The organism is Promicromonospora citrea, from assembly GCF_013004695.1.
Taxonomy (GTDB): domain Bacteria; phylum Actinomycetota; class Actinomycetes; order Actinomycetales; family Cellulomonadaceae; genus Promicromonospora; species Promicromonospora citrea.
This window is the reverse complement of record NZ_JABEMG010000061.1, coordinates 1-21276: the sequence shown is the minus strand read 5'-3', so window position 1 is coordinate 21276 and position 21276 is coordinate 1. Positions and strand designations below refer to the sequence as shown.

Below are 21276 nucleotides of genomic sequence, written 5' to 3'. Positions count from 1 at the left end.
GCTAACGGTACTCACCCCATCGCCGTCGTGCCGAGCAACGAGCCCACGGCGAAGGTGGCGCCGAGCGCGAGGGCCCCGCCCACGACGACGCGCGCGGTCGCGCGCAGCCGCGGGGCGCCGCCGATCCAGGCGCCGACCCAGCCGGTGCCCGCGAGCGCCGCGAGCACGACGGCGAACGTGAGCCCCACGCGCCACGGCTCGGGGATGAGCACGACCGCGGCCAGCGGCAGCACCGCGCCCAGCGTGAACGCGACGGCGGAGGCGAGGGCCGCGTTCCAGGGGCTGACGACCTCGTCCTCGTCGATGCCGAGCTCGGCCTCGAGGTGCGCGGACAGCGCGTCGTGCTCGGTGAGCTCGACGGCGACCTGGTGCGCGGTCGCGGGGGACAGGCCCTTGGCCTCGTACAGCGCGGCGAGCTCGGCGAGCTCCTCCTCGGGCATCTCGGCGAGCTCGGCGCGCTCCTTGGCGATGAGGGCTCGCTGTGTGTCCGACTGGCTCGAGACCGACACGTACTCGCCGAGCGCCATCGAGACGGCCCCACCGACGAGCGCGGCGAGGCCCGCCGTGAGGATCGGCCCGGTGCTGGAGGTCGCCGCGGCGACGCCGACCGCCACGGCGGCGACGGACACGATGCCGTCGTTCGCGCCGAGCACGCCGGCGCGCAACCAGTTCAGCCGCTCGGCGAGGCCGCCGGTGTGTGGCTCGTCGGCGTGGGTCGCCGAGGGCGCGCCCGGGGGTTCCGTCGTCATGGTCAGTACGCCGACGTCACGGGGGTGTGCTCACCGACGGGGACCTCCTGGTCCAGCGTGTTGCCGTCCTGGGCCAGCGGGCACGTCCACGCCGGGTCGTACGCGCACGACGGGTTGTACGCGAAGTTGAGGTCGAGCACCAGGTCACCGACGCCGTCGTCACCGCTGCCGACGTTCCCGAGCCAGGAGCCCTTGATGGTGTCCAGCAGGTAGCGGCCGCCGCCGTAGGTGCCGCCGGGCGTGCCCGCGAGCGCGTCCTTGACCGGTACGAACAGCCCCCCGCCGTACGAGGCGAGCCGCCAGACGTCGAGGGTGCCCAGCCCGCCGAGCGCGACGGTGCCGAGCAGCTCGAACGGCACGACGCCGTCGGTCGCCGTCGGGACGTCGAGGCGGCGCGGGGCGCCGTCGGGGCCGGGCTCCGCCGGGACGACGGGGGCGGTGAAGCGCCATGCCGGGTCGTACGGGGCGACGGCGAGGCCGGTGAAGCCGGCCCGGTCCTCGGGCAGGACGGGCGACGCCGGGTGGGTGCCGAACAGCTCGTCGCGCGCGGCGACCCAGTAGGCGTGGGCCGCGGCCGGGTCCTGCGCGGCGCGCTCGCGCACCTCGGCGTAGATCGCGAACACGCGGCGTCGCCAGTCCGCGGTCTGGAGGGCGGTGGTGACCGGGGTGGAGGTGGCCTGCGTCATGCCCTCGACACTACCCACGCCCGTCCGTCAGCGGGGTGTGAGCTCGATGACGGGTATCTGACGGTCGGTGCCCTGCTCGTACCGCCGGAAGTTCGCCGCGCGTGCCGTGATGTCCGTCCAGGCGGCCGCGCGCTCGGCGTCGTGCAGCTCGCGCGCCCGGACCGCGACCCTGCGGCCGCCCACCTCGATGCTCGCGCGGTCCGGGTGCGCGGCCAGGTTGAGGTACCAGGCGGGGTTGGTCGCGGCACCCCAGTTGGAGGCGACCACGAGCCATGCGCCGTCCTGCCCGGGGAACCACGCGAGCGGCGTCACGCGCGGCTGACCGGTACGCCGCCCGACCGTGGTGAGCACCAGCACCCGGGTGCCCAGCAGCGAGCGCCGCAGCCGCCGCGCGACCCAGGTCAGCACGCGGTTGACCCGCCGGAACCCCGGCCCGGGCGGTGCGGCGCCGTAGGTGCCGGTGGGGTGGGAGAACGTCATGGCGTGATCGTAGGGGTGCCGGGTGCCCGCGGGCACCCGGCACCGGACGGGGTGAGGCAGCCCCGGGCCGCGGCCGGGTGACTACTTCGCCCCGTGACTACCTCGGCGTGGTGGTCAGCCGCAGTGCTCGAACGGGCTGGTGTACGAGGTGCTTCCCACCGACCCGCCCCACTTGACGCACGTGCCGGGCGCCGACCGCTTGACCGGCCCCGCGTAGTAGGAGAAGTTCCCGGAGTCGGTGGTGCGCGACGCGCCCTGGGGCTCGAGGAACGCCGACACCGCGGTGGGCGTGCCGAGGTTCGTGAGCTTCAGGGTGACGACGCAGTTGTTGCCGTTGCCCGCGTTGTACAGCAGGTAGGTGCGGCCGACCGTGCCGAGCGCGGCGGAGTCGATGACGGAGAAGCCGCTCCCGCAGACCTCCGCCGGTGTGTAGGGGTTCGACGAGCCGCCGCAGCCGTTGGTGCTGGTGACCGCCTTCTTCTGGCCGAGAAAGACGGTCACGCCGTCGACGGTCGGCGAGGTGTCCACGACACCCGAGGCGGTGCGCTGCTCGTAGTGCAGGTGCGGGGCCGAGGAGCCGCCGGTGGAGCCGACGGTGCCGATGACCGTGCCCCGGCTGACCGACATGGTCTGGCCGGGCGCCCGCACCATGGTGGCGAGGTGCGCGTAGCGGGTGCGGGTGCCGTCGCTGTGCACGATCTGCACCCACTTGCCGTAGCTGGTGGCGCCCTCGTCGTCGAACGTGGCCGTGCCCGCCGCGGTGGCGCGCACGTTCTCGCCGTTGATGGCGTCGCCGTTGTAGCTCTGCCAGTCGATCGAGCCCGACGGGTTGTGCCCGCCGGACCAGTTGTTCGCGTAGAACGTCTTGCCGCAGCTGAACGGCGACCGGTGGGCGATCGCGAGCGTCACCGGGTCGTCGGGTGCGGCGGCCGCGGCCGCCGCCGTCGCCGCCGGGGTTGCGGCCAGGGTGAGCGCGGCGAGCGCCGCGAGTACCCAACGGCCTGCCGGCCGTGGTCGGATCGGAGTGGTGCGGATCGGGGAGATGCCTGACATGGTGCCCTCCATCCTCGGTCTGACACGTGGTCTGACACGTGGTCTGACGCGGGAAGGCTGGCACGGTGCCCCGGCTCGCGCACATGGGGAGACCTGCCCCTGGACAGCGGGCGCCCGCGGCGCTGGACGGGTTTCCCGCCCGCGGTGCGGCCGTAGCGCGGGTCAGCCGAGCAGCCCCGCCCACCGCAGGCCGGTGTCGACGAGCGCGACCCGGTCGAGCGCCGCGACCTCGGCGGGCGTGTGCCAGGCGACGCCGTCGGTGGAACCGTCCTGCTCGGGGCGCAGGGCACCGCCGGTGACGCGGGCGCGGTAGACGATGCGCAGCGCCTGGGCGGGACGCACCGCGCCGGGCGGACGTTCGGCCGCGGCGACGACGATGCTGTCCACGCCGAGCAGCGCCCCGAGCTCGACGTGCAGCCCGGTCTCCTCGTGCACCTCGCGGACGGCGGCGTCGGCGGGGTGCTCGCCGGGGTCGAGGCCACCGCCGGGCAGGGTCCAGCCGCCGCGTCCGCCGTCGGACCAGTGGGGCAGCAGCACGCGCCCGGCGTCGTCGGTGACGACGGCGTAGGCGGACACGCGCAGGTCCATGGACCCGTCGGCGCTGGTGAACACGCGCTACCCCCTTCTCGACCGGGCCGCCCATCGTAGCGGCGGCCCACCCCGCCGGCTGCGGGACGTCCGCCCCTCCTGGCACGCCGGAGAGGGCGGAGGTCCTGCACCCGGCGGGGGGTCAGTCGGCCGAGCGGAGCATCGAGCGGACGCCGACCGCGAGGCCGACGGCCGCCGTCGCCAGGGCCGCCAGCCAGCCCCAGCCGACCGCCGCCGAGGCGACGTCGCCCGCGAACGCGGCCCGGCCGGAGTCGACGACGTAGCGCAGCGGGTTGACCGCCGAGGCCGCCCGCATCCACGCCGGCCCGTTCTCCAGCGGGAGCAGCATCCCGGACAGCAGCATCACGGGGAACAGCACGGTCTGCTGCACCATCCAGAACATCCATTCCTGCTTGCGCACGGCCAGGGCCAGCGCGTACGACAGCGAGCCGACGCCGACGCCGAGCACGGCGAGCTGCGCGAGCGTGAGTGCCGCGCCGAGCGGGTCCGGCCGCAGGCCGAACGGCAGCATGACGAGCAGCACCACGACGGACTGCGCGACGATCGGCACCATCTCCTTCAGCGCGCGGCCGACGAGCTGCGCGGAGCGGGACAGCGGCGTGACGAGCATCCGCTCGTGCACGCCCGAGGAGATGTCGAGCTGCAGGTTCGAGCCGGTGACCGAGGTGCCGAAGAGAGTGGTCATCGCGAGCACGGCGGGCACGAACCAGAGCCAGACGTCGCCGCCGAGCGCCTCGCCCGCCGACCCGGCCAGCAACGGCCCGAACAGCCCGAGGAAGACCAGCGGCTGGACCAGCCCGAACAGCACGGAGAACGGGTCGCGCGCCACGGGGGCGAGCTCGCGCACCAGGACGATGCGGATGTCGCGCAGCAGGTTGCGCCGGGTGCGGGGAGCGGTGGTCAGGGTCGCGGCGCTCATGCCAGGACCTCCTTCGTGGTGGTGGGGTCGGTCGGGGAGGCGGCGGGGGAGTCGGCGTCCTGCACCGCGGTCTCCCGCAGGCTGCGCCCGGTGAGGCCGAGGAACACGTCGTCGAGCGTGGGCCGGGCGACGTCGACGCGGGTCACGGTCAGGCCCGCCGCGTCGGCGGCGCGCAGCAGACCCGGGGCCGCGCCGGGGCCGTCCGCGGTGCGCACCTCCACGGCGCGGCCGCCGTCGGGGCCGGGCGGGCCGGCGTGCACCGCGCGTGTCCCGGGGGCACGCTCGGCGAGCGCCGCCAGCGCAGTCACGTCGGCGGCGGGCGTGCGCAGGGAGACGAGGTCCCCGGCCAGGTCCGCCTTGAGCGCGTCGGCCGTGTCGTCCGCGATCACCTGCCCGTGGTCGACGACGACGACCCGCTCGGCGAACGTGTCCGCCTCGTCGAGGTAGTGCGTGGTGAGCACGATGGTGCGCGGCTCGGCCGCCGCCGTCCGCATGCGGAGCACGTGCTCCCAGAGGTTGGCGCGGTTGTGCGGGTCGAGGCCCGTCGACGGCTCGTCCAGGAACAGCAGCGTCGGCTCGTGCACGAGGCCGACGGCGACGTCGAGGCGCCGCTTCTGCCCGCCGGACAGGCTGTCGACCTTGCGGTCGGCCTGCTCGGTCAGGTCGAGCGCCTCGAGCAGCTCCCCGGCACGGGTGCGCGCCGCGCGGCGGTCCAGGCCGTAGATCTCGCCCTGGGCGACGAGCTCGTCGCGCACCACCTGGGACGCGCCGCCCGCACCGCCCTGGCCCACGTACCCGATGGCGGCGCGGACGCGGGCGGGGTCGGCGACGACGTCGTACCCGGCCACGGTCGCGGTGCCGGACGTCGGCGGCACGAGCGTGGTCAGCATGCGCAGCGTGGTGGTCTTGCCTGCGCCGTTGGGGCCGAGGACGGCGACGAGCTCGCCCGGCTGGATGTCGAGCGAGATGCCGCGCACGGCGTGCACGGTGCGCGTGCGGCTCACCACGAAGTCCTTGGTGAGCGCGTTCGTGCGGATCACGGGGGTCTCCTTCGTACGGTCTGTGCTGTCGAGGACGAGCCTTCCGGTAGTAGAGGTCAGTTGCTGACCTCTACCGCGTGCGATCCTGGATCCGTGCTCGAGACCTCCGGACGCCTCCTGACCCTCCTGTCGCTGCTGCAGGCCCGCCGCGACTGGCCGGGCGCGCTGCTCGCCGACCGCCTCGGCGTCAGCCCCCGCACGGTCCGGCGCGACGTCGACCGGCTGCGCGAGCTCGGCTACCCCGTCAACGCGACCAAGGGGCCCGACGGCGGCTACCGCCTCGCCGCCGGTGCCGACCTGCCGCCGCTGCTGTTCGACGACGAGCAGGCCGTCGCGGTCGCCGTCGCGCTCCGGACGGGCGCCATCCCCGGCGCGGAGGAGGGCGCGCTGCGGGCGCTCGCGACGATCCGGCAGGTCATGCCGGCCCGGCTGCGGGCGCGCCTGGACGCGCTCGAGGTGACCACGGTGCGCCGCCGGCCCGAGCGGTCGGCGGCCGTGGACCCGGACGCGCTGCTCACCCTCGGCGCCGCGTGCCGGGCGCGCGAGGTCGTGCGGTTCGACTACGCGGGCGGCACGATGCCCGCCGTCGGCGAGGGCGAGGCCGCGTTCCGGCCGCCGCGGCGCGTCGAGCCGTACCACCTCGTCACGGCCGACCGGCGCTGGTACCTCGTGGCGTTCGACCTCGACCGGGCCGACTGGCGCCTGTTCCGCGTCGACCGGATCACGCCCCGGTCGGGCACGGGGCCGCGGTTCACGCGCAGGGAGGTGCCGGGCGGCGACGCCGCGGCGTTCGTCGCGGCGCGGCTGAGCGGCCCGACGCACCCCGTGCGCGGGGAGGTCGTGCTGCACGCACGGGCCGAGGACATCGCGCGCTGGGCGGGCCCGGACGCCGTGTGCGAGCCGCTGCCCGACGTCGACGGCGAGCCACGGTGCCGCGTGGTGCTCGGGTCGTGGTCGTGGGGCGGGCTGGCCGGCTGGCTCGGGGTCTTCGACGTGCCCTTCGAGGTGGTGGGACCGCCCGAGCTGGTCGAGGCGACCCGCCGCCTGGCGGCGCGCTACGCGGCGGCCACGGCCTGACGACCCGACTCCCGTCACGGCGCCCGCGGGTGGAACGGACAAAGGTGCGCGCATCGGGCACGGGTCAGTAGGTTGGGCGGACCCGTTCCCCTCAGCGAGAGAGCCTGCGCATGACGAACCTGTCCGACTTCCGTGACGACGAGCTCGACCAGATCCTCGACGCCCCCGGCGCCGTCCTCAAGGGTGCGACCCTCGCCGACGGGACGCCGGGGGCGCTGCAGTTCGTGCTCGAGACCGCGGCGGGCGCCCAGGTGTTCCGGGAGGCCCAGGAGCACGAGAACGACTTCGTCCGCGCCGTCGCCGAGGGGCTGCGTGACCGCCTGACGGCGCAGCGAGAGGCCGAGGCCGCCGCGCGCGAGAACCCGGCGTCGGCGGTCGGCGTGGCGCAGGCGGCCGAGGCCACGCGCAAGGCCGCGACCGAGGGGCGCCCCGACCCCGAGCGGGCGGCGGACGAGGCCGTCACGCTCACCGCGTCCGCCGTCGCGCTGCTGCGGGGCCGCGCGGACGACAAGGACGTGGTCGCCTACTGCGAGTGGCTGCTGCGCATCGCACGGCAGGTCGCCGGAGCGGCACGCTCGCGCACGGGCGGGCTGTTCAGCAAGCGGGTGCGCATCTCGGACGCCGAGCAGGCCTACCTCGACCGGCTGGCGGGCGCGGTCGAGGGCTGAGGCGCCCGCCACCCCCGGCCACGACGCCGCGCGTCACGCACGACGCCGCGCGTACTCCAGCTCGGGCCGCCCGCGCGTGCCGTACCGCGGCGCGCGCGTGGCGACCCCCTGGTCGGCCAGGAACTCCAGGTAGCGCCGCGCCGTGATGCGGGCCAGGTGCAGCGCGTCGGCGACCTCGCTCGCCGACAGCGCGCCCGGCCGCCGCGCGAGCAGGTCCGACACGGCGTCGAGCGTGTCCTGCGACAGCCCCTTGGGCAGCCCCGCCGCGTTCGACGTGCGCAGCGCGGCGAACGCCGTGTCGACCTCGCGCTGGCTGAGCGTCGAGACAGGCGAGCGCATCCGCTCGAAGTACGCCCGGTAGGCGCCGAGCTTCTCGGCGAACAGCCCGAACGCGAACGGCTTGATGAGGTACTGCACCACGCCCACCGCGACCGCCTCGCGCACCACCTCCAGCTCGCGGGCCGCCGTCACCGCGATGACGTCCACGACGAGACCGGCCGCGCGCAGCTGGCGGCACAGCACCAGGCCGTGCCGGTCGGGCAGGTTCATGTCGAGCAGCAGCAGGTGCACCTCCTGCTCGACGGCGGTCGCGTCGCGCAGGGCGCGCACCGTCTCGCCCGCGGTGTGCACCACCCCGGCCAGCTCGAACCCGTCGACGCGGCGCACGTACTCGCCGTGCGCCGCCGCGGTGCGGGGATCGTCCTCGACGACCAGGACGCGGATCACGGGCGGCTCCGGTGCAGCGAGGGGACCGCGGTGGCGCTCGCGGCGTCGGGCCGGGGGAGCGTGACGGTGAAGACGGCGCCCGCGCTCGTGCCGGCCCCGCCCGTGACCTCGACGGAACCGCCGAGGCTCTCGACCACCTGCCGCACCAGCGCGAGCCCGTAGCCCCGTCCGCCGGACGCGTCCTTGGTGCTGAAGCCCTGCTCGAAGACGCGGCCGAGGTCCTGCGCGGCGATGCCCGCGCCGCTGTCGGAGACCTGGAAGACGAGAGACCCGTCGTCGGTGTCGGCGAGGTAGAGCTCGACCCAGGCGTCGGCGCCCGGGTCGTCCAGCGCCCGTGCGGCCGCCGCGTCGATCGCGTTGTCGAGCAGGTTGCCCAGGACGGTCACGACGTCGACCGGTTCCAGGCCCTGCGTGCCGGGCGTCAGGTGCGTCTCGAAGTGCATCTCGACGGCCCGCTCGTGGGCCTGCGCCGCCTTGCCGAGCACGAGCGCCGCGATGACGGGCTCGTCGATCGCCTGCACGACCCGGTCGGTGAGCCGCTGGCCGAGGTCCCGCTCGGCGGCCACGAACCGCAGGGCCTCGTCGCTGCGGCCGAGCTCGATGAGCGTGGCGACGGTGTGCAGGCGGTTGCCGAAGTCGTGGGTCTGGGCGCGCAGCGCCGCGGAGATGGTGCGCACCGACGACAGCTCGCCCGTGACCCGCTGCAGCTCGGTGCGGTCACGCAGCGCGACGACCTCGCCCACGGTCCGGCCGCGCGTCACCGCCGGCTCGCGCGCGACCAGCAGGACGCGGTCGCCGACGCGCACGGGCCCGTCGGGTGCGGTGCCCGCCAGCACGTCGCGGGCGGCGGGGTCCAGGCGCGGGTCGTCGACGGCGAACGGCGCGGTGATGCCGCCCGAGCGGTCCGCGCCCGTCGCACCGCACGCCCCGAGCAGCCGCAGGGCCTCGTCGTTGGCCAGCACGACGACACCGTCCTCGACGAGCAGCATGCCCTCCTGGACCGAGTGCAGCACCGCCTCGTGCGCGGCGAACAGGTGCGCGAGCTCGTCCGGCCCGCGCGAGTCCGTGAGCCGGTCGAGCCGCCGGGCGAGCAGCGTCGCCGCCACGGCGCCCGCGGCGAACGCCAGGAGCGTGGCCACGCCGACGACGACGAGGCGGCCCGCGATGCCGTCCCACAGCCGGTCGAGGGTGACGCCGGCGGACACCAGACCGACCACCTCGCCGTCGCCGACGACGACGGGCACGACGGCGCGCACCGACGGCCCCAGCGTGCCCTCGTACACCTCGGTGAACGCCTCGCCGCGCAGCGCGGGCGCCGTCGTGCCGACGAACGAGCGGCCGATCTGCCACGTGTTGCGGTGGGTGTACCGGGTGCGGTCGGTGTCCATGACCGTGAGGTAGTCGATCTCCGTGGTGGCCATGACCCGCTCGGCGTACGGCTGGAGCTGCCCGGAGGCGGTGGCCACCGACCCGTCCCGGTCGCGTGCGGCGTCGGCGTGCGCCCGGGCGACGACGTCGACGACGAGCGGGTCGGCCGCCACGGTCGCGGCCAGGTCGGTGCTCTCGGTGGCCGCGTGCCGCTCGGCCGAGGAGCGCGCGTCCAGCACGAGCAGCCCGAACACGACCACCGCCCCGGCGAAGAGCAGCGCCGTGTGCACCGCGAGGAACCACCTCGCGATGCTCGCACCTCGCCGCTGTGCCACGGGCCCATTGTCACCCGGCGGCGGCGGACGCCCGACCGAGAACACTAAGTACGCAACAGGCCCCCGGGCCGCCGCTGCCCGCACTCTTGTCGCTGACCGCACAGCGTCGTGAGAGGAAACCACCATGGCCGGCACCCAGCCAGCCGGCGCCGGGAGCACCCAGCGCCGTCGGCTCGACAAGAGCCACTACCTGTACATCGCGGTGATCGTCGCCGTCGTGGCCGGCGTCGTCGTCGGCCTCGCGTCGCCCGAGACCGGCGTGGCCCTCAAGCCGCTCGGCACCGGGTTCGTCGCCCTCATCAAGATGATGATCTCGCCCGTCATCTTCTGCACCATCGTGCTCGGCATCGGGTCCATCGCCAAGGCGGCGACCGTCGGACGCGTCGGCGGGCTCGCGCTGCTCTACTTCCTCGCGATGTCGACCTTCGCGCTCGTCATCGGGCTCGTCGTCGGCAACGTGCTGCACCCGGGCCAGGGCCTCTCGATCGCCGGCGCCACCTACGAGGCGGACGGCGAGGCCGAGTCCCTCGTCGACTTCGCGCTCGGCATCATCCCCACGACGCTCGTCTCGCCGCTGACCGGCGACTCCGTGCTGCAGACCCTGTTCGTCGCGCTCCTGGTCGGCTTCGCGATCCAGCAGCTCGGCGCGCGCGGCAAGCCGGCGCTGGACGCCGTGCGCGTGATCCAGGCGATCGTCTTCCGCGTGCTCACCATGATCCTGTGGGTCGCCCCCGTCGGGGCCTTCGGCGCCATCGCGGGCGTCGTCGGCGAGACCGGCTGGGGCGCCGTCGTCGCGCTCGGCACGCTCATGCTCGGCTTCTACCTGACCTGCATCGTGTTCATCGCCGTCGTGCTCGGCGCCGTGCTGTGGTTCGTCGCGCGGGTGAACATCTTCTCGCTCATGAAGTACCTGGCCCGCGAGTACCTGCTCATCGTGAGCACCTCCTCGTCCGAGGCCGCGCTGCCGCGCCTGATCTCCAAGATGGAGCACCTCGGCGTCTCCAAGCCGGTCGTCGGCATCACCGTGCCCACCGGGTACTCGTTCAACCTCGACGGCACCGCCATCTACCTCACCATGGCGTCGCTGTTCATCGCCTCGGCCATGGGCACGCCGCTGTCGGTCCCCGAGCAGGTCGGCATGCTCGCCTTCATGATCATCGCCTCCAAGGGCGCGGCGGGCGTCACCGGGGCCGGTCTGGCGACGCTGGCCGGTGGCCTGCAGACCTACCGCCCGGACCTGGTCGACGGCGTCGGCATCATCGTCGGCATCGACCGCTTCATGTCCGAGGCGCGCGCCCTGACCAACTTCACCGGCAACGCCGTGGCGACCGTCGTCATCGGCACGTGGACCCGCGAGATCGACCGCGGCCGCGTCACCCAGGTGCTGTCCGGCGAGCTGCCCTTCGACGAGACGGCCGTGGACGACGCCCACGGCGGCTCCGAGGACTCCGGCGCGCCCGACGAGCGCGAGACCGGATCTCGGGAGAGGGTGGCCCAGTCGGCCGCGGTCTGAGACCGCGAACCAGACCGACGGCGGTCCGGGCGCTCTGGGGGCGTGCGGACCGCCGTCATGTTCCCCTCCGCGTCCCCTGCAGCGAAGGAGCTCGCGATGCGCCGCGCCCGTACCCTGACCGCCGCCCTCGCCCTGGCCCTGTGCGCGGGGCTGGGGGCGTGCGGCACCGCACAGGAGCCCGCGCCGCCGTCCGGATCGCCGTCCGGTGCTCCGTCCGCGCCGTCCGCGCCGTCCGCCTCGCCCGCACCCGCCGACGTCTCCGCCGCGCTCGCCCGCCTGGAGGCCGAGCACGACGTCGCCGTCGGCCTCTACGCGCTCGACACCGGCACCGGCCGCGTCGCCGCCCACCGCGCCGACGAGCGCTTCGCGTACGCCTCGACGTTCAAGGCGCTCGCGGCCGGCGCCGTCCTGGAGCGGCACGGCACCGCCGTCCTCGACGACGTCGTCACCTGGTCCGCCGACGACCTCGTCGACTGGTCGCCCGTCACCGAGCAGCACGTGGCCGACGGGCTGACGATGCGCGAGGTGATCGACGCGGCGGTGCGGGAGAGCGACAACACCGCGGGCAACCTCCTGCTCGACGCGCTCGGCGGCCCCGCCGGCCTGCGCGACGCGCTGCGCGCCGCGGGCGACGACACCACCGCGCCCGCGCGCACCGAACCGGCGCTCAACGACCACGTCCCCGGCGACGACCGCGACACGAGCACGCCGCGGGCGCTCGCCGGGAGCCTGCGTGCCTACGCCCTGGGGGACCGGCTCGACGACGACGCTCGTGCCGTGCTGGTCGAGGCGCTGCGGGGCAGCACGACCGGCGACGGGACGATCCGCGCGGGGGCGCCGGACGGCTGGGTGGTCGGCAGCAAGACGGGCACGTCCACCGTGGGCACGCGCAACGACGTCGGGATCGCGTGGCCGCCCGGCGCGGGTCCCGGGACGGGCGACCCCGTGGTGCTCGCCGTCCTCGTGCAGGCCGAGGACGGGTCCACGACGCCGGACGACGCGCTGCTCGCCGAGGCGACGGCCGTGACGTTCGAGGCGCTCGGACACTGATCTCCGCGGAGATATGCACGCGGCGTGCACATGTGTGCTTATATGGACGCACAGTCCACTTAATTGTGAGGAGCACACCATGAGCACCCAGGCAGACTCACCCCGCGTCGCCCTCGTGACGGGCGGGTCCGGCGGCATCGGCCGGAGCGTCGTCGAGCGGCTGGCCGCCGACGGCTTCGCCGTCGCCGTCCACTACGCGGGCAACAGGGCCCGGGCCGAGGAGGTCGCCGAGCGCGTGACGGCGTCGGGCGGCCAGGCGGTCGTCGTCGGCGGGGACGTGGCCGACGAGACGGAGATGGCCGCGGCCTTCGACGCCACCGAGGCGGCGTTCGGCGGCGTCGACGTCGTCGTCAACACCGCGGGGATCATGATCCTCGGCCCGGTCGAGAGCTTCGACCTCGAGGCCCTGGACCGGATGCACCGCACCAACGTCCGCGGGTCGTTCGTCGTCGCCCAGCTCGCGGCGCGCCGTGTGCGCCGCGGTGGCGCGATCATCGGGTTCTCCACGAGCCAGACCCGCCTGCAGCACCCCGGCTACGCGCCGTACGCGGCCTCCAAGGCGGCCGTCGAGGCGCTGACCCTCGTGCTGGCCCGCGAGCTGCGCGGCAAGGACGTCACGGTCAACGCCGTCGCCCCCGGGCCGACGGCCACGCCCCTGTTCCTCGACGGCAAGGACGAGCAGACCGTCGAGACCCTCGCCCGGCTCGCCCCGCTGGAGCGCCTGGGCACGCCCGACGACGTCGCGGAGACCGTCGCCTTCCTGGCCGGCCCGGCGCGCTGGGTCAACGGGCAGGTCCTGTACGTCAACGGCGGCATCGCCTGAGCGCCCGGCCGGGTCCGGGCTCGAGCGGGGGAACAGAGACGTGGGAACAGAGGAGAAGATCATGAGCAACGTCATCGTCGTCACGGGGGCGTCGTCCGGGTTCGGCGCCCTGACCGCCCGTGCGCTGGCCGACGCCGGCGACATCGTCTACGCGGGCATGCGCGAGACGGGTGGCCGCAACGCCCCGCAGGTGGAGGCCGCGGCGGCGTACGCCGCCGAGCACGGCGTGGACCTGCGCTCCGTGGAGCTCGACGTGAGCTCCCAGGAGTCCGTCGACCGGGCGGTCGCCGCCGTCGAGGCCGAGCACGGACGCATCGACGTGCTGGTCCACAACGCGGGCCCCATGGTGGTCGGCCCGGCCGAGGCGTTCACGCCCGAGCAGCTCGCGCAGCTGTACGACGTCAACGTGCTGTCCACCCAGCGCGTCAACCGTGCGGTGCTGCCGGGCATGCGCCGTCGGGGCGCCGGGCTGGTGGTGTGGGTGTCGAGCTCGAGCGTCAAGGGCGGTACGCCGCCGTACCTCGCGCCGTACTTCGCGGCGAAGGCCGGCATGGACTCCCTCGCCGTCTCCTACGCGGGCGAGCTGGCACGCTGGGGCGTCGAGACGTCGATCGTGGTGCCCGGCTCGTTCACGCGGGGCACCAACCATTTCGCGCACGCGGGCCACCCGGCCGACGCCGCGGTGGAGGCCGAGTACGAGACCCGGTACGCCGGGCTGATGGGGCAGGTGGCCGAGAAGCTGGCCGCCCTCGCGCCCGACGCCGACGCGTCGCTCGTCTCGGACGAGATCGCCCGCATCGTGGCGCTGCCCGCGGGCACGCGGCCGTACCGGGTGCACGTCGACCCGGCCGGCGACGGGTCCGAGGCCGTCTCCGACCTCGCCGACCGCACGCGCGCCGAGTTCCTGGCCCGCGTGGGCCTGGGCGACCTGCTGGGCGCGTGACAGGCCTGGGCGCCGACCTAGACTGACCGCCGGACAGCCGAAGGAGTGCACGTGGAGAACGAGGCGACCGTCGCCGGCGCCCGGCCCGCCCGCCCCCGGGGGCGGGGCCGGCGCCCTGCCGACGAGGTGCGTGCCGACGTGCTCCGCGCCGTCGGCGAGGTGCTGCTCACCGAGGGCATCGCCGACCTGACGTTCGAGCGGGTGTCGCGCCTGTCCGGCGTCAGCAAGACGACCCTGTACAAGTGGTGGCCCTCCAGGGGTGCGCTGGCCCTCGACGGGTACTTCCACGCCGTGCAGGACCGGCTCGCCTTCCCCGACACGGGGGACGTGCGGGCCGACCTGCTCGACCAGCTCCGCGCCTTCGTGCGCGTCATGACGACGACGCCGGGCGGCCGGATCCTCACCGAGCTCATCGGGGAGTCGCAGACCGACAAGGAGCTCGCGGCCGCCTACCGCGCGCTGTACTCGTCGGAGCGACGGCGGTTCGCCGCCGAGCGCCTCCGGGCGGCGCAGGAGCGGGGGCAGCTTCGGGAGGACGTCGACGTGCAGGTGGTCGTCGACCAGCTGTGGGGCGCCGTCTACCACCGGCTGCTCATCCCGGACGAGCCCGTCACGGACGCGTTCGTCGAGGCCTTGGTCGCGAACCTGCTGGACGGCGTCGCCGTGCGATGACACGCGTGCGATAACATCGCCCTATGGCGATGACACAGGTGGACGGCGATGTCGTGGCGGCGTGCCTCTTCCACGGGTTCTCCGACCCGTCGCGGCTGGCGATACTGCGTCACCTCGCCCTGGGCGAGCACCGCGTCGTCGACCTGACGCGCCACCTCGGGCTCGCCCAGTCGACGGTGTCGAAGCACCTGGCCTGCCTGCGCGACTGCGGTCTGGTCGAGTCGCGTCCGCAGGGGCGTGCCTCGGTGTACTCGCTGACGCACCCGGAGGCGACGCTCGAGGTGCTGGGCTCGGCCGAGCGCCTGCTGGCGCTGACGGGCGACGCGGTGGCGCTGTGCCCGGTGTACGGCGTCGACGGCGCGGCAGCCCGTGCGGAGCGCGACGTCGTGGCGGATGCTGGGCACGCGGGGAGCGGGAGGTAGCGAGAACATGGCTGATCAGCACGGTCACCACCACGGGCACGACGGCCGCAACCGCGGCCGGCTCGCCGTCGCGTTCGGGATCACCGCCGCCGTCTTCGTGGCCCAGGCCGTCGGCGCCCTGCTCACCGGGAGCCTCGCGCTGCTCGTCGACACGGGCCACATGCTCACCGACGTCGCGGGCCTCGGTATCGCCCTGCTGGCCGCGACGCTCGCCCTGCGTCCGCCGTCGCCGCGCCGCACGTGGGGGTTCCGGCGTGCCGAGATCCTCGCGGCGCTCGCCCAGGCGGCCGTGCTGCTCGCCGTCGGCGTGTACGCCGTCGTCGAGGGCGTGAGCCGTCTGGTGGGGCCCGCCGAGGCGCCGGGGCCGGGGCTGCTCGTGTTCGGTGTGGTGGGCCTGGCGGGCAACGTCGTCGCGCTGGTCGTGCTCGCGGGCGGGCGGAACGCGTCGTTCAACCTGCGCGCCGCGTTCCTGGAGGTCGTCAACGACGCGCTCGGGTCGGTCGCGGTGATCGCGGCCGCCGTCGTCATCGCCGTCACCGGCTGGCAGCGGGCCGACGCCGTCGCCGGCCTCGTCATCGCCGTCCTGATCCTGCCGCGGGCCCTGCGCCTGCTGGTCGACTCGGCGAACGTGCTGCTGGAGTCCACCCCGCCGGGCGTCGACCTGGAGCAGGTGCGCGCGCGGCTGCTCGAGGTGGAGAACGTCGAGTCGGTGCACGACCTGCACGCGTCGCTCGTCGCCACGGGTCTGCCCGTGATCAGCGCACACGTCGTGGTGCGGGACGCGTGCTTCCGCGACGGCCACGCCCCGCCGGTGCTGGACGCGCTGCAGCGGTGCGTCGCGACGCAGTTCGACGTGCCGCTGGAGCACTCGACCTTCCAGCTCGAGCCCGCCGAGCACGCGCGCCACGAGGGGCTCACGCACGCCTGACGGCGGTCAGCCCCCGCAGACGCGCTCCACGAGGTAGCGCCAGCCGGCCTCGAAGCGTGCGATGTCGGCGTCGGCGGGCGGTCTGCGCTCCGGCCCCGGCGCGCCGAGCACCTGGAGCATGAGCGGCCCGTCCAGGGCGTAGGCGAGCTGCCCCGCGAGCACGTCGACGTCGGCGCCCGGCGGGTCGAGCTCGCGCAGCAGCACGCGCAGGTGGATCTCCGACAGCGGCCGTCGCCCGGCCGGCACGTGGCGGCCGTCGAGCGTCGCGCGGGCCACGGCCTGGTGGCGCGCGAGGAAGCGGATGCGCGCCGTGCCGTACGCGACGAGGCGCTCGGCCGGCGGCGCGCCCGGACCCAGCGGCGGCGGGCCGCTGAGGACCTGCTGCTGGAGCTCGCGCTCGCTGTCGTCCAGGAGTGCCTGGAAGATGCCCGCCCGGCTGCCGAACCGGCGGAACACCGTCCCCTTGCCGAGCCCCGAGCGCTCGGCGAGCAGATCCATCGTCAGGCATCCGGTGCCGCCCTCGTCGAGCAGCGTGCGGGCCGTGTCGAGCAGGAGCCTGCGGTTGCGAGCGGCGTCGGCGCGCTCAGGCTTGGGGCGACCCCATGCCACCTCGTTGCTGCTCACGCGGCCGATGCTACCGCCGGAGCCGTAAGCGGGGTAAAGTCCGGTTAGCTCGGCCGGACGGCCGACGACGTCTCAGGAGGACCGGATGTCAGACCAGAACGACATGAACACGATGGTCATCGACGCGTACCGCACGAACGGCGGCGTGCTCGGTGACGACGTCGCGGGCGGCCACTTCACCGGCAAGCGCCTGGTGCTGCTGCACCACGTCGGCCGGGTGAGCGGCACCGAGCGGGTCACGCCGCTCGTCGCGGCCACGGACGGCGACGCCTATCTCGTGGTCGGCTCGATGGGCGGCGCGCCCAAGGACCCGGTCTGGGTCGCCAACGTCGAGGAAGGGCCCGAGGTGGTGACCATCGAGGTCGGCGACCAGACCCTCCAGGCGCGGGCCACCGTGGTGCGTGCGCCGTCGGCGGAGTGGGAGCGCCTCTACGGCATCTGGGCGGAGTACTGGCCCGACGCCAAGGAGTACGAGACCCACACCGACCGGAAGTTCCCGGTGATCCGGCTGGAGCCGGTGGCCTGAGCGGTCGCGGGCGTCACGTCAGGTCCAGCGACCGGGCGAACGTCCGCACGCGCGCCGCCATCTCCTGCGGCACCTCGCCGACGGTGAAGTGCCCGCCCTCGTCGAGGCGGTCGAACGTCCGCAGGTCCAGGTAGTGGCGGCGCGCGAGCTGCTCGGGGTAACCGGCCTCGTGCCGCCGCACCAGGACGGCGGCGGGCACCGACGTCGGCGGGATCGGGTCCGGCTGGTCGGCCCCTTCGTAGTACGGCCGGAACGAGGACGCGATCGTCCGCGTCACCCAGTAGATCGTCGCCTCGGTCAGGATGCGGTCCCGCGAGATCCGGCGCTCCACCGCGCGCGGGTCGCCGGGCGGCGTGTCGCTCCACTCGACGAGCTTCTCCGTCAGCCAGGCCAGGAGGCCGGCGGGGGAGTCGTCGAGCGCGGCCGCGAGGGTGTCGGGACGTGTCGCCTGGACGTGGCCGTAGGCGCCGTCGGTCCGGTGGGTTGCGGCGATGCCGTCGAAGAACGCCCTGACCTCGGGGTCGGTGAGGTGCGCCCGCTCCTCGACCGTCGGGAAGTGCGCGTGCGTGGCGACGATGCCCGCGACGTGCTCGGGGTGGCGCGCGGCGACGAGGTCGCTGACGTTCGCCGTCACGTCCTCGCCGTAGGTGAGGTACCTGTCGTGGCCCAGGACGTCGGTCATGAGCGCGTGCATCGTCGAGGCCAGCCGCTTCTCCGTCATCGGGCCGTCCGGGTAGGGCGCGGAGAACCCGAAGCCCGGCAGGCTCGGCACCACGATGTGCATGTCGGGCAGCAGGTCGGCGAAGTCGAGCTGCAGCGCGAACGTGTGCGGCCACCCGTGCATCACGAGCAGCGCGGGCGCGTCGGGCCGGTCGGAGCGCAGGTGCACGTAGTGCAGGTCGGTGCCGTCCACGCGCGCGACGTACTGCGGGTGCTCGTTCAACCACTCCTCCCGGGACCGCCAGTCCCAGCCGATCCAGGTGTCCACCAGCTCGCGCAGGTAACCGGCCGTCATGCCCGACGGCGGCCGCCGCGGCGAGTCGTCCGGGACCCGGCTGCGTGCCAGGCGCTCGCGCAGGTCGGTCAGGACGTCGTCGGGGACGTGGACGGTGAACGGGCGCGGCTCGGTCATGGCCCGACCGTAGCCGGGGTCACCGACAGCCGACGCGACGGTTCCGCCAGGATCCCCAGGGTCAGGCGATGGCTCGTGAGCGGGTCGACGGCTCCGAGGTCGACGTGCGGGTCGAGCACGGTGGGCGGACGCACGCGGGTGCGTCCGGTCGGCAGGGTCCAGGTCGTGACGCCGGTGACGGGGTCGCGCTCCACGTCCCAGCCTGCGGTGGTCTTGAGCTGATGGTGCCTGCGGCACAGTGCGTGGAGGTTCTCGGCCCGTGTCTGCCCTGGTGAGCCGGGTGGCAGCGTGGTCGGGTCGAGGTCGTGGTCGAAGGGTGCGATGTGGTCGAGGTCCGATCGCTCGGCGGGCTGCTCGCAGGACGGGAAGGTGCAGGTCCGGTCGCGCGCGGTGACCGCCTGACGCAGCACCCGGCCGGGCCGGTAGGTCGTGGTCGAGTGGTCGACGAGGACCCCGGTGACCGGGTCGGTGACCAGCCGTCGCCAGGTGGCGTCCGCGGCGACCTGCGCGGCCGTGTCGGCCGGGACCGGGCCGAGACCGTCGAGCTCGGCCGGGGCGTCGTCCAGCCCGAGCAGGGCCGTCGCGGGGACGGTCACGCGCACCACGGGCCGGGTCGGGGTGACGCGGACGACGGGTGCGGGGCCGCCGCAGGGGCAGGTGGTGGCGCTGTCGGTGCTGCTCGTGCGGTCCGTGGCGTCCGTCGTGTCCGTGAACCGCCCCGCCGGCACCAGCCTGCCCGTGACGATTCCCGTCAGGGAGTCGGCACGGAGCTGGCCCAGGTCACGCTCCTCGCCGGGCACGCGCCGGAGCTGGTGGGCCATCTCGTCGACGACGCCCCACACCGCCGCGGCGTCCACCGCAGGCAGGTAGGCGGAGATCCAGCCCATGTCGTTGTCGGCGCGGTCGACCTGGACGTTGCGGTGCCGGGCGGCGTCGCGCGCCGACTCGGCCGCACCGTGCAGCGACTTCGCGAACGCGAGCATCTTGTCCCGCAGCCAGCGCCACGTCCGGTGCGGCGCCTGGGGCAGGTAGCGTGCGATCGCCCGTGCGCGCTCCGCCGGCGTGAGCTGGGACGCCGAGCGCAGCAGCGTGTGCGCCTTGCGCACGTCGATGCGGCCGCGCTCGAGCGCACGGACCACCGCCGGGTGCACCGCACCCGCCTCGGCGCGGACCACGACGTCCGTCGCCTCCGCTCCGGTGACGGCGAGCTCGCTGGTGACCATCCCCACCAGCGAGCTGTGCGCGAGCGGGTGGCTCTCGCGCGCCGCGCGCTCCGCCACGACCCGGGCCTGCACCCCCGCCGCCCACGACTGCAGGCGGTCGCACGCCGTCGCGAGGTCGCCCAGCACGTCGTCGGCCAGGTCGGCCAGCGCCTCGGCGTCGGGGTCGGCCAGCTCGGCGACGACCCGTGCCAGCGCAGAGCCCGGCGTTCCGCCCAGCGCGGCCCGCAGGTCGGCCTCGGACCAGAGCGCCACCGGGACGGCGTCGGGCACCCAGAAGGGCTCGTCGCCCGGAGGCAGGGGGTCCTGCGGGAGCGTGCGCGGGAGGTCGTGCTCGGGTTCTCGCACTGTCCACCGTCCTTTCCGTCATTAGCATGCACCAAGACCAGGTACCTGTGTTCGATGCTAGACGGACCCTCCGACATCCAGCCGGAGCAGGGATGTGAGTAATATTCTACTGACCGCGACCGACCCTCCGAAAGGTCCCGATGAGCCCAGCGACACCGACCCCCGCTGTCGGCCGCCTCGCCCCCGTCGGCAGCCTGCGCGAGCAGGTGCACCGCGCGCTCGTGGCCGCGATCGTCGCCGGCGAGCTGGAGCCCGGCGAGCTGGTGTCGGTGCCCACGCTGGCCGCCCGTTTCGACGTCTCCGCGACCCCCGTGCGGGAGGCCGTGCTCGACCTCGAGCGCCGCGGGTTCCTGGAGGCCGTGCGCAACAAGGGCTTCCGCGTGACACGTGTGAGCGACCAGACCCTCCGGCACGTCGCGGCGGTGCGGCTGGTCATCGAGCCCGTCTGGATGGAGCGCCTCGCCCGGACCTTCCCCGTCGCGCAGCTCGGCGAGCTGCGCGCCCTCGCCGACGAGATCGTCGAGGGCGCCCGCCGTGGCGATCTCGTCGGCTACCTCCAGGCCGACCAGGCCTTCCACCTGCGGCTCATGGGCCTGCTCGGCAACCCCGTCGCCGGCGAGATCGTCGCCGACCTCCGCGACCGCGCCCGGCTGCTCGGCCTGTCCACGATGGTCGCGAACGGCACCCTCGCGGACTCCGCGCAGGAGCACCACGAGCTGCTCGACCTGCTCGCCGCCGGCGACGGCCCCGGCGCCAGGGCCCTCATGGAACGGCACATCGGGCACTCGCTCGGCACGTGGGCCGGCAAGCCGGAGGACTGAGGGGCGCATGGGGACGGACGTCGTGGTCGTGGGCGCAGGGATCGTGGGCGCCGCGTGCGCGCGGGCGCTCGCCGTGGCCGGCGCGTCCGTGACCGTGCTCGACCGCGGCGCCGCGGCGTCCGCCACCAGCGCGCACGGCGAGGGCAACGTGCTCGTCTCCGACAAGGGCCCCGGGCCCGAGCTCGACCTGGCCCTCGTGTCGGTCCGCCGGTGGGCGGCGCTCGCCGCCGAGCTGGCCGACGAGCTCGGCCCCCGCTTCCCGTCGGTCGAGCACGAACCCAAGGGCGGCCTCGTCGTCGTCGCGGGGCACGGGGCGCTCGCCGGCCTGCGCGCGTTCGCCGCGGACCAGCGCGCCGCCGGCGTCGAGGCGCACGAGGTGGGCGGTGACGAGGCGCGTGCGCTCGAGCCCGACCTCGCACCCGCGGTGCTCGGCGGCGTCCACTACCCGCAGGACGCGCAGGTGCAGCCGGTCGTCGCGACCGAGGCGCTCCTCGCGTCGGCGCGCGGGCACGGTGCCGTCGTCCGGACGGGCGTCGAGGTGACC

Annotated in this window: 24 protein-coding genes; 12 read left to right on the top strand and 12 right to left on the bottom strand. The window is 74.8% G+C overall.

The genetic code is table 11. The annotated features are described in order from the left end of the window. Positions 1-11: 11 nt before the first annotated feature. The 7 genes from HLB15_RS13010 to HLB15_RS12980 form a co-directional block, all read right to left on the bottom strand. Complete coding sequence (locus HLB15_RS13010) at positions 12-749, bottom strand: VIT1/CCC1 transporter family protein (protein ID WP_171106195.1); 738 nt, start codon at positions 747-749, stop codon at positions 12-14. A 2-nt stretch (positions 750-751) separates the two neighbouring features. Further along, a complete protein-coding gene (locus HLB15_RS13005) occupies positions 752-1435 on the bottom strand; it encodes a DUF1684 domain-containing protein (protein ID WP_171106194.1) in 684 nt (227 codons plus the stop codon). Between the two features lie 27 nt (positions 1436-1462). Next, complete coding sequence (locus HLB15_RS13000; RefSeq protein ID WP_171106193.1) at positions 1463-1915, bottom strand: nitroreductase/quinone reductase family protein; 453 nt, start codon at positions 1913-1915, stop codon at positions 1463-1465. 114 nt (positions 1916-2029) lie between these two features. After that, the gene (locus HLB15_RS12995; RefSeq protein WP_171106192.1) at positions 2030-2968 is read right to left on the bottom strand and encodes a M23 family metallopeptidase; all 939 of its coding nucleotides are present in this window, start codon (positions 2966-2968) and stop codon (positions 2030-2032) included. 162 nt (positions 2969-3130) lie between these two features. Beyond that, complete coding sequence (locus HLB15_RS12990; protein WP_171106204.1) at positions 3131-3556, bottom strand: NUDIX hydrolase; 426 nt, start codon at positions 3554-3556, stop codon at positions 3131-3133. 142 nt (positions 3557-3698) lie between these two features. Then, positions 3699-4496 (bottom strand): ABC transporter permease, encoded by a 798-nt coding sequence (locus HLB15_RS12985; RefSeq protein WP_171106191.1) that lies wholly within the window; start codon positions 4494-4496, stop codon positions 3699-3701. Further along, the gene (locus HLB15_RS12980; RefSeq protein WP_171106190.1) at positions 4493-5536 is read right to left on the bottom strand and encodes an ATP-binding cassette domain-containing protein; all 1044 of its coding nucleotides are present in this window, start codon (positions 5534-5536) and stop codon (positions 4493-4495) included. The genes HLB15_RS12985 and HLB15_RS12980 overlap by 4 nt, the downstream gene beginning before the upstream one ends. 93 nt (positions 5537-5629) lie before the next feature. Between HLB15_RS12980 and HLB15_RS12975 the strand changes: the two genes are divergently transcribed. Both HLB15_RS12975 and HLB15_RS12970 read left to right on the top strand, forming a co-directional pair. Further along, a complete protein-coding gene (locus tag HLB15_RS12975; RefSeq protein ID WP_171106189.1) occupies positions 5630-6613 on the top strand; it encodes a helix-turn-helix transcriptional regulator in 984 nt (327 codons plus the stop codon). A 110-nt stretch (positions 6614-6723) separates the two neighbouring features. Next, entirely contained in the window at positions 6724-7281 is a 558-nt protein-coding gene (locus tag HLB15_RS12970) for a hypothetical protein (RefSeq protein WP_171106188.1), read from the top strand. A 33-nt stretch (positions 7282-7314) separates the two neighbouring features. Here HLB15_RS12970 and HLB15_RS12965 read toward each other — a convergent pair whose 3' ends face one another. Then, complete coding sequence (locus HLB15_RS12965) at positions 7315-8007, bottom strand: response regulator (protein WP_171106187.1); 693 nt, start codon at positions 8005-8007, stop codon at positions 7315-7317. Beyond that, the gene (locus HLB15_RS12960; protein ID WP_171106186.1) at positions 8004-9710 is read right to left on the bottom strand and encodes a sensor histidine kinase; all 1707 of its coding nucleotides are present in this window, start codon (positions 9708-9710) and stop codon (positions 8004-8006) included. The genes HLB15_RS12965 and HLB15_RS12960 overlap by 4 nt, the downstream gene beginning before the upstream one ends. Before the next feature lie 124 nt (positions 9711-9834). Here HLB15_RS12960 and HLB15_RS12955 point away from each other — a divergent pair, with 124 nt between their 5' ends. From HLB15_RS12955 to HLB15_RS12925, 7 genes are all read left to right on the top strand, one after another. Further along, positions 9835-11223, top strand: coding sequence for a cation:dicarboxylate symporter family transporter (locus tag HLB15_RS12955; RefSeq protein ID WP_171106185.1), 1389 nt, complete (start codon positions 9835-9837; stop codon positions 11221-11223). Between the two features lie 96 nt (positions 11224-11319). Further along, positions 11320-12273 (top strand): class A beta-lactamase, encoded by a 954-nt coding sequence (bla, locus tag HLB15_RS12950; RefSeq protein ID WP_171106184.1) that lies wholly within the window; start codon positions 11320-11322, stop codon positions 12271-12273. Positions 12274-12352: 79 nt separating this feature from the next. Next, positions 12353-13096: an SDR family oxidoreductase gene (locus HLB15_RS12945; RefSeq protein ID WP_171106183.1), complete on the top strand. Its 744-nt coding sequence runs from the start codon at positions 12353-12355 to the stop codon at positions 13094-13096. A 61-nt stretch (positions 13097-13157) separates the two neighbouring features. Continuing rightward, positions 13158-14039: an SDR family NAD(P)-dependent oxidoreductase gene (locus HLB15_RS12940; RefSeq protein ID WP_171106182.1), complete on the top strand. Its 882-nt coding sequence runs from the start codon at positions 13158-13160 to the stop codon at positions 14037-14039. A gap of 51 nt (positions 14040-14090) precedes the next feature. After that, positions 14091-14711 (top strand): TetR-like C-terminal domain-containing protein, encoded by a 621-nt coding sequence (locus tag HLB15_RS24240; protein WP_171106181.1) that lies wholly within the window; start codon positions 14091-14093, stop codon positions 14709-14711. A 23-nt stretch (positions 14712-14734) separates the two neighbouring features. Next, positions 14735-15133 carry an ArsR/SmtB family transcription factor gene (locus HLB15_RS12930; RefSeq protein ID WP_171106180.1) on the top strand — a complete coding sequence of 133 codons (399 nt, stop codon included), beginning with the start codon at positions 14735-14737 and terminating at the stop codon, positions 15131-15133. Positions 15134-15140: 7 nt separating this feature from the next. Further along, positions 15141-16061 carry a cation diffusion facilitator family transporter gene (locus HLB15_RS12925; RefSeq protein ID WP_171106179.1) on the top strand — a complete coding sequence of 307 codons (921 nt, stop codon included), beginning with the start codon at positions 15141-15143 and terminating at the stop codon, positions 16059-16061. A gap of 6 nt (positions 16062-16067) precedes the next feature. On the opposite strand, the gene HLB15_RS12920 is transcribed toward HLB15_RS12925, so the two are convergent. Continuing rightward, positions 16068-16685 (bottom strand): TetR/AcrR family transcriptional regulator, encoded by a 618-nt coding sequence (locus HLB15_RS12920; RefSeq protein WP_171106178.1) that lies wholly within the window; start codon positions 16683-16685, stop codon positions 16068-16070. Positions 16686-16770: 85 nt separating this feature from the next. On the opposite strand from HLB15_RS12920, the gene HLB15_RS12915 reads away from it, so the two are divergent. Continuing rightward, on the top strand, positions 16771-17211 hold the full coding sequence (locus HLB15_RS12915) for a nitroreductase/quinone reductase family protein (protein WP_229785731.1): 441 nt from the start codon (positions 16771-16773) through the stop codon (positions 17209-17211). 13 nt (positions 17212-17224) lie between these two features. Here the strand turns inward: HLB15_RS12915 and HLB15_RS12910 are convergent, their stop codons facing one another. Then, positions 17225-18343, bottom strand: coding sequence for an epoxide hydrolase family protein (locus HLB15_RS12910; protein WP_171106177.1), 1119 nt, complete (start codon positions 18341-18343; stop codon positions 17225-17227). Further along, positions 18340-19911 (bottom strand): HNH endonuclease signature motif containing protein, encoded by a 1572-nt coding sequence (locus HLB15_RS12905; RefSeq protein ID WP_171106176.1) that lies wholly within the window; start codon positions 19909-19911, stop codon positions 18340-18342. The genes HLB15_RS12910 and HLB15_RS12905 overlap by 4 nt, the downstream gene beginning before the upstream one ends. A gap of 140 nt (positions 19912-20051) precedes the next feature. Between HLB15_RS12905 and HLB15_RS12900 the strand changes: the two genes are divergently transcribed. Further along, on the top strand, positions 20052-20732 hold the full coding sequence (locus HLB15_RS12900; RefSeq protein ID WP_171106175.1) for a GntR family transcriptional regulator: 681 nt from the start codon (positions 20052-20054) through the stop codon (positions 20730-20732). A gap of 7 nt (positions 20733-20739) precedes the next feature. After that, positions 20740-21276: FAD-dependent oxidoreductase (locus HLB15_RS12895; RefSeq protein WP_171106174.1), on the top strand; the 537-nt coding region annotated here is incomplete at its 3' end.

What these genes read in the sequence shown, in the direction of transcription:
- HLB15_RS13010 (WP_171106195.1), bottom strand. Translation starts at nt 749, where the DNA reads ATGACGACGGAACCCCCGGGCGCGCCCTCGGCGACCCACGCCGACGAG.
- HLB15_RS13005 (WP_171106194.1), bottom strand. Translation starts at nt 1,435, where the DNA reads ATGACGCAGGCCACCTCCACCCCGGTCACCACCGCCCTCCAGACCGCG.
- HLB15_RS13000 (WP_171106193.1), bottom strand. Translation starts at nt 1,915, where the DNA reads ATGACGTTCTCCCACCCCACCGGCACCTACGGCGCCGCACCGCCCGGG.
- HLB15_RS12995 (WP_171106192.1), bottom strand. Translation starts at nt 2,968, where the DNA reads ATGTCAGGCATCTCCCCGATCCGCACCACTCCGATCCGACCACGGCCG.
- HLB15_RS12990 (WP_171106204.1), bottom strand. Translation starts at nt 3,556, where the DNA reads ATGGACCTGCGCGTGTCCGCCTACGCCGTCGTCACCGACGACGCCGGG.
- HLB15_RS12985 (WP_171106191.1), bottom strand. Translation starts at nt 4,496, where the DNA reads ATGAGCGCCGCGACCCTGACCACCGCTCCCCGCACCCGGCGCAACCTG.
- HLB15_RS12970 (WP_171106188.1), top strand. Translation starts at nt 6,724, where the DNA reads ATGACGAACCTGTCCGACTTCCGTGACGACGAGCTCGACCAGATCCTC.
- HLB15_RS12955 (WP_171106185.1), top strand. Translation starts at nt 9,835, where the DNA reads ATGGCCGGCACCCAGCCAGCCGGCGCCGGGAGCACCCAGCGCCGTCGG.
- bla (WP_171106184.1), top strand. Translation starts at nt 11,320, where the DNA reads ATGCGCCGCGCCCGTACCCTGACCGCCGCCCTCGCCCTGGCCCTGTGC.
- HLB15_RS12945 (WP_171106183.1), top strand. Translation starts at nt 12,353, where the DNA reads ATGAGCACCCAGGCAGACTCACCCCGCGTCGCCCTCGTGACGGGCGGG.
- HLB15_RS12940 (WP_171106182.1), top strand. Translation starts at nt 13,158, where the DNA reads ATGAGCAACGTCATCGTCGTCACGGGGGCGTCGTCCGGGTTCGGCGCC.
- HLB15_RS12930 (WP_171106180.1), top strand. Translation starts at nt 14,735, where the DNA reads ATGGCGATGACACAGGTGGACGGCGATGTCGTGGCGGCGTGCCTCTTC.
- HLB15_RS12925 (WP_171106179.1), top strand. Translation starts at nt 15,141, where the DNA reads ATGGCTGATCAGCACGGTCACCACCACGGGCACGACGGCCGCAACCGC.
- HLB15_RS12915 (WP_229785731.1), top strand. Translation starts at nt 16,771, where the DNA reads ATGTCAGACCAGAACGACATGAACACGATGGTCATCGACGCGTACCGC.
- HLB15_RS12910 (WP_171106177.1), bottom strand. Translation starts at nt 18,343, where the DNA reads ATGACCGAGCCGCGCCCGTTCACCGTCCACGTCCCCGACGACGTCCTG.
- HLB15_RS12900 (WP_171106175.1), top strand. Translation starts at nt 20,052, where the DNA reads ATGAGCCCAGCGACACCGACCCCCGCTGTCGGCCGCCTCGCCCCCGTC.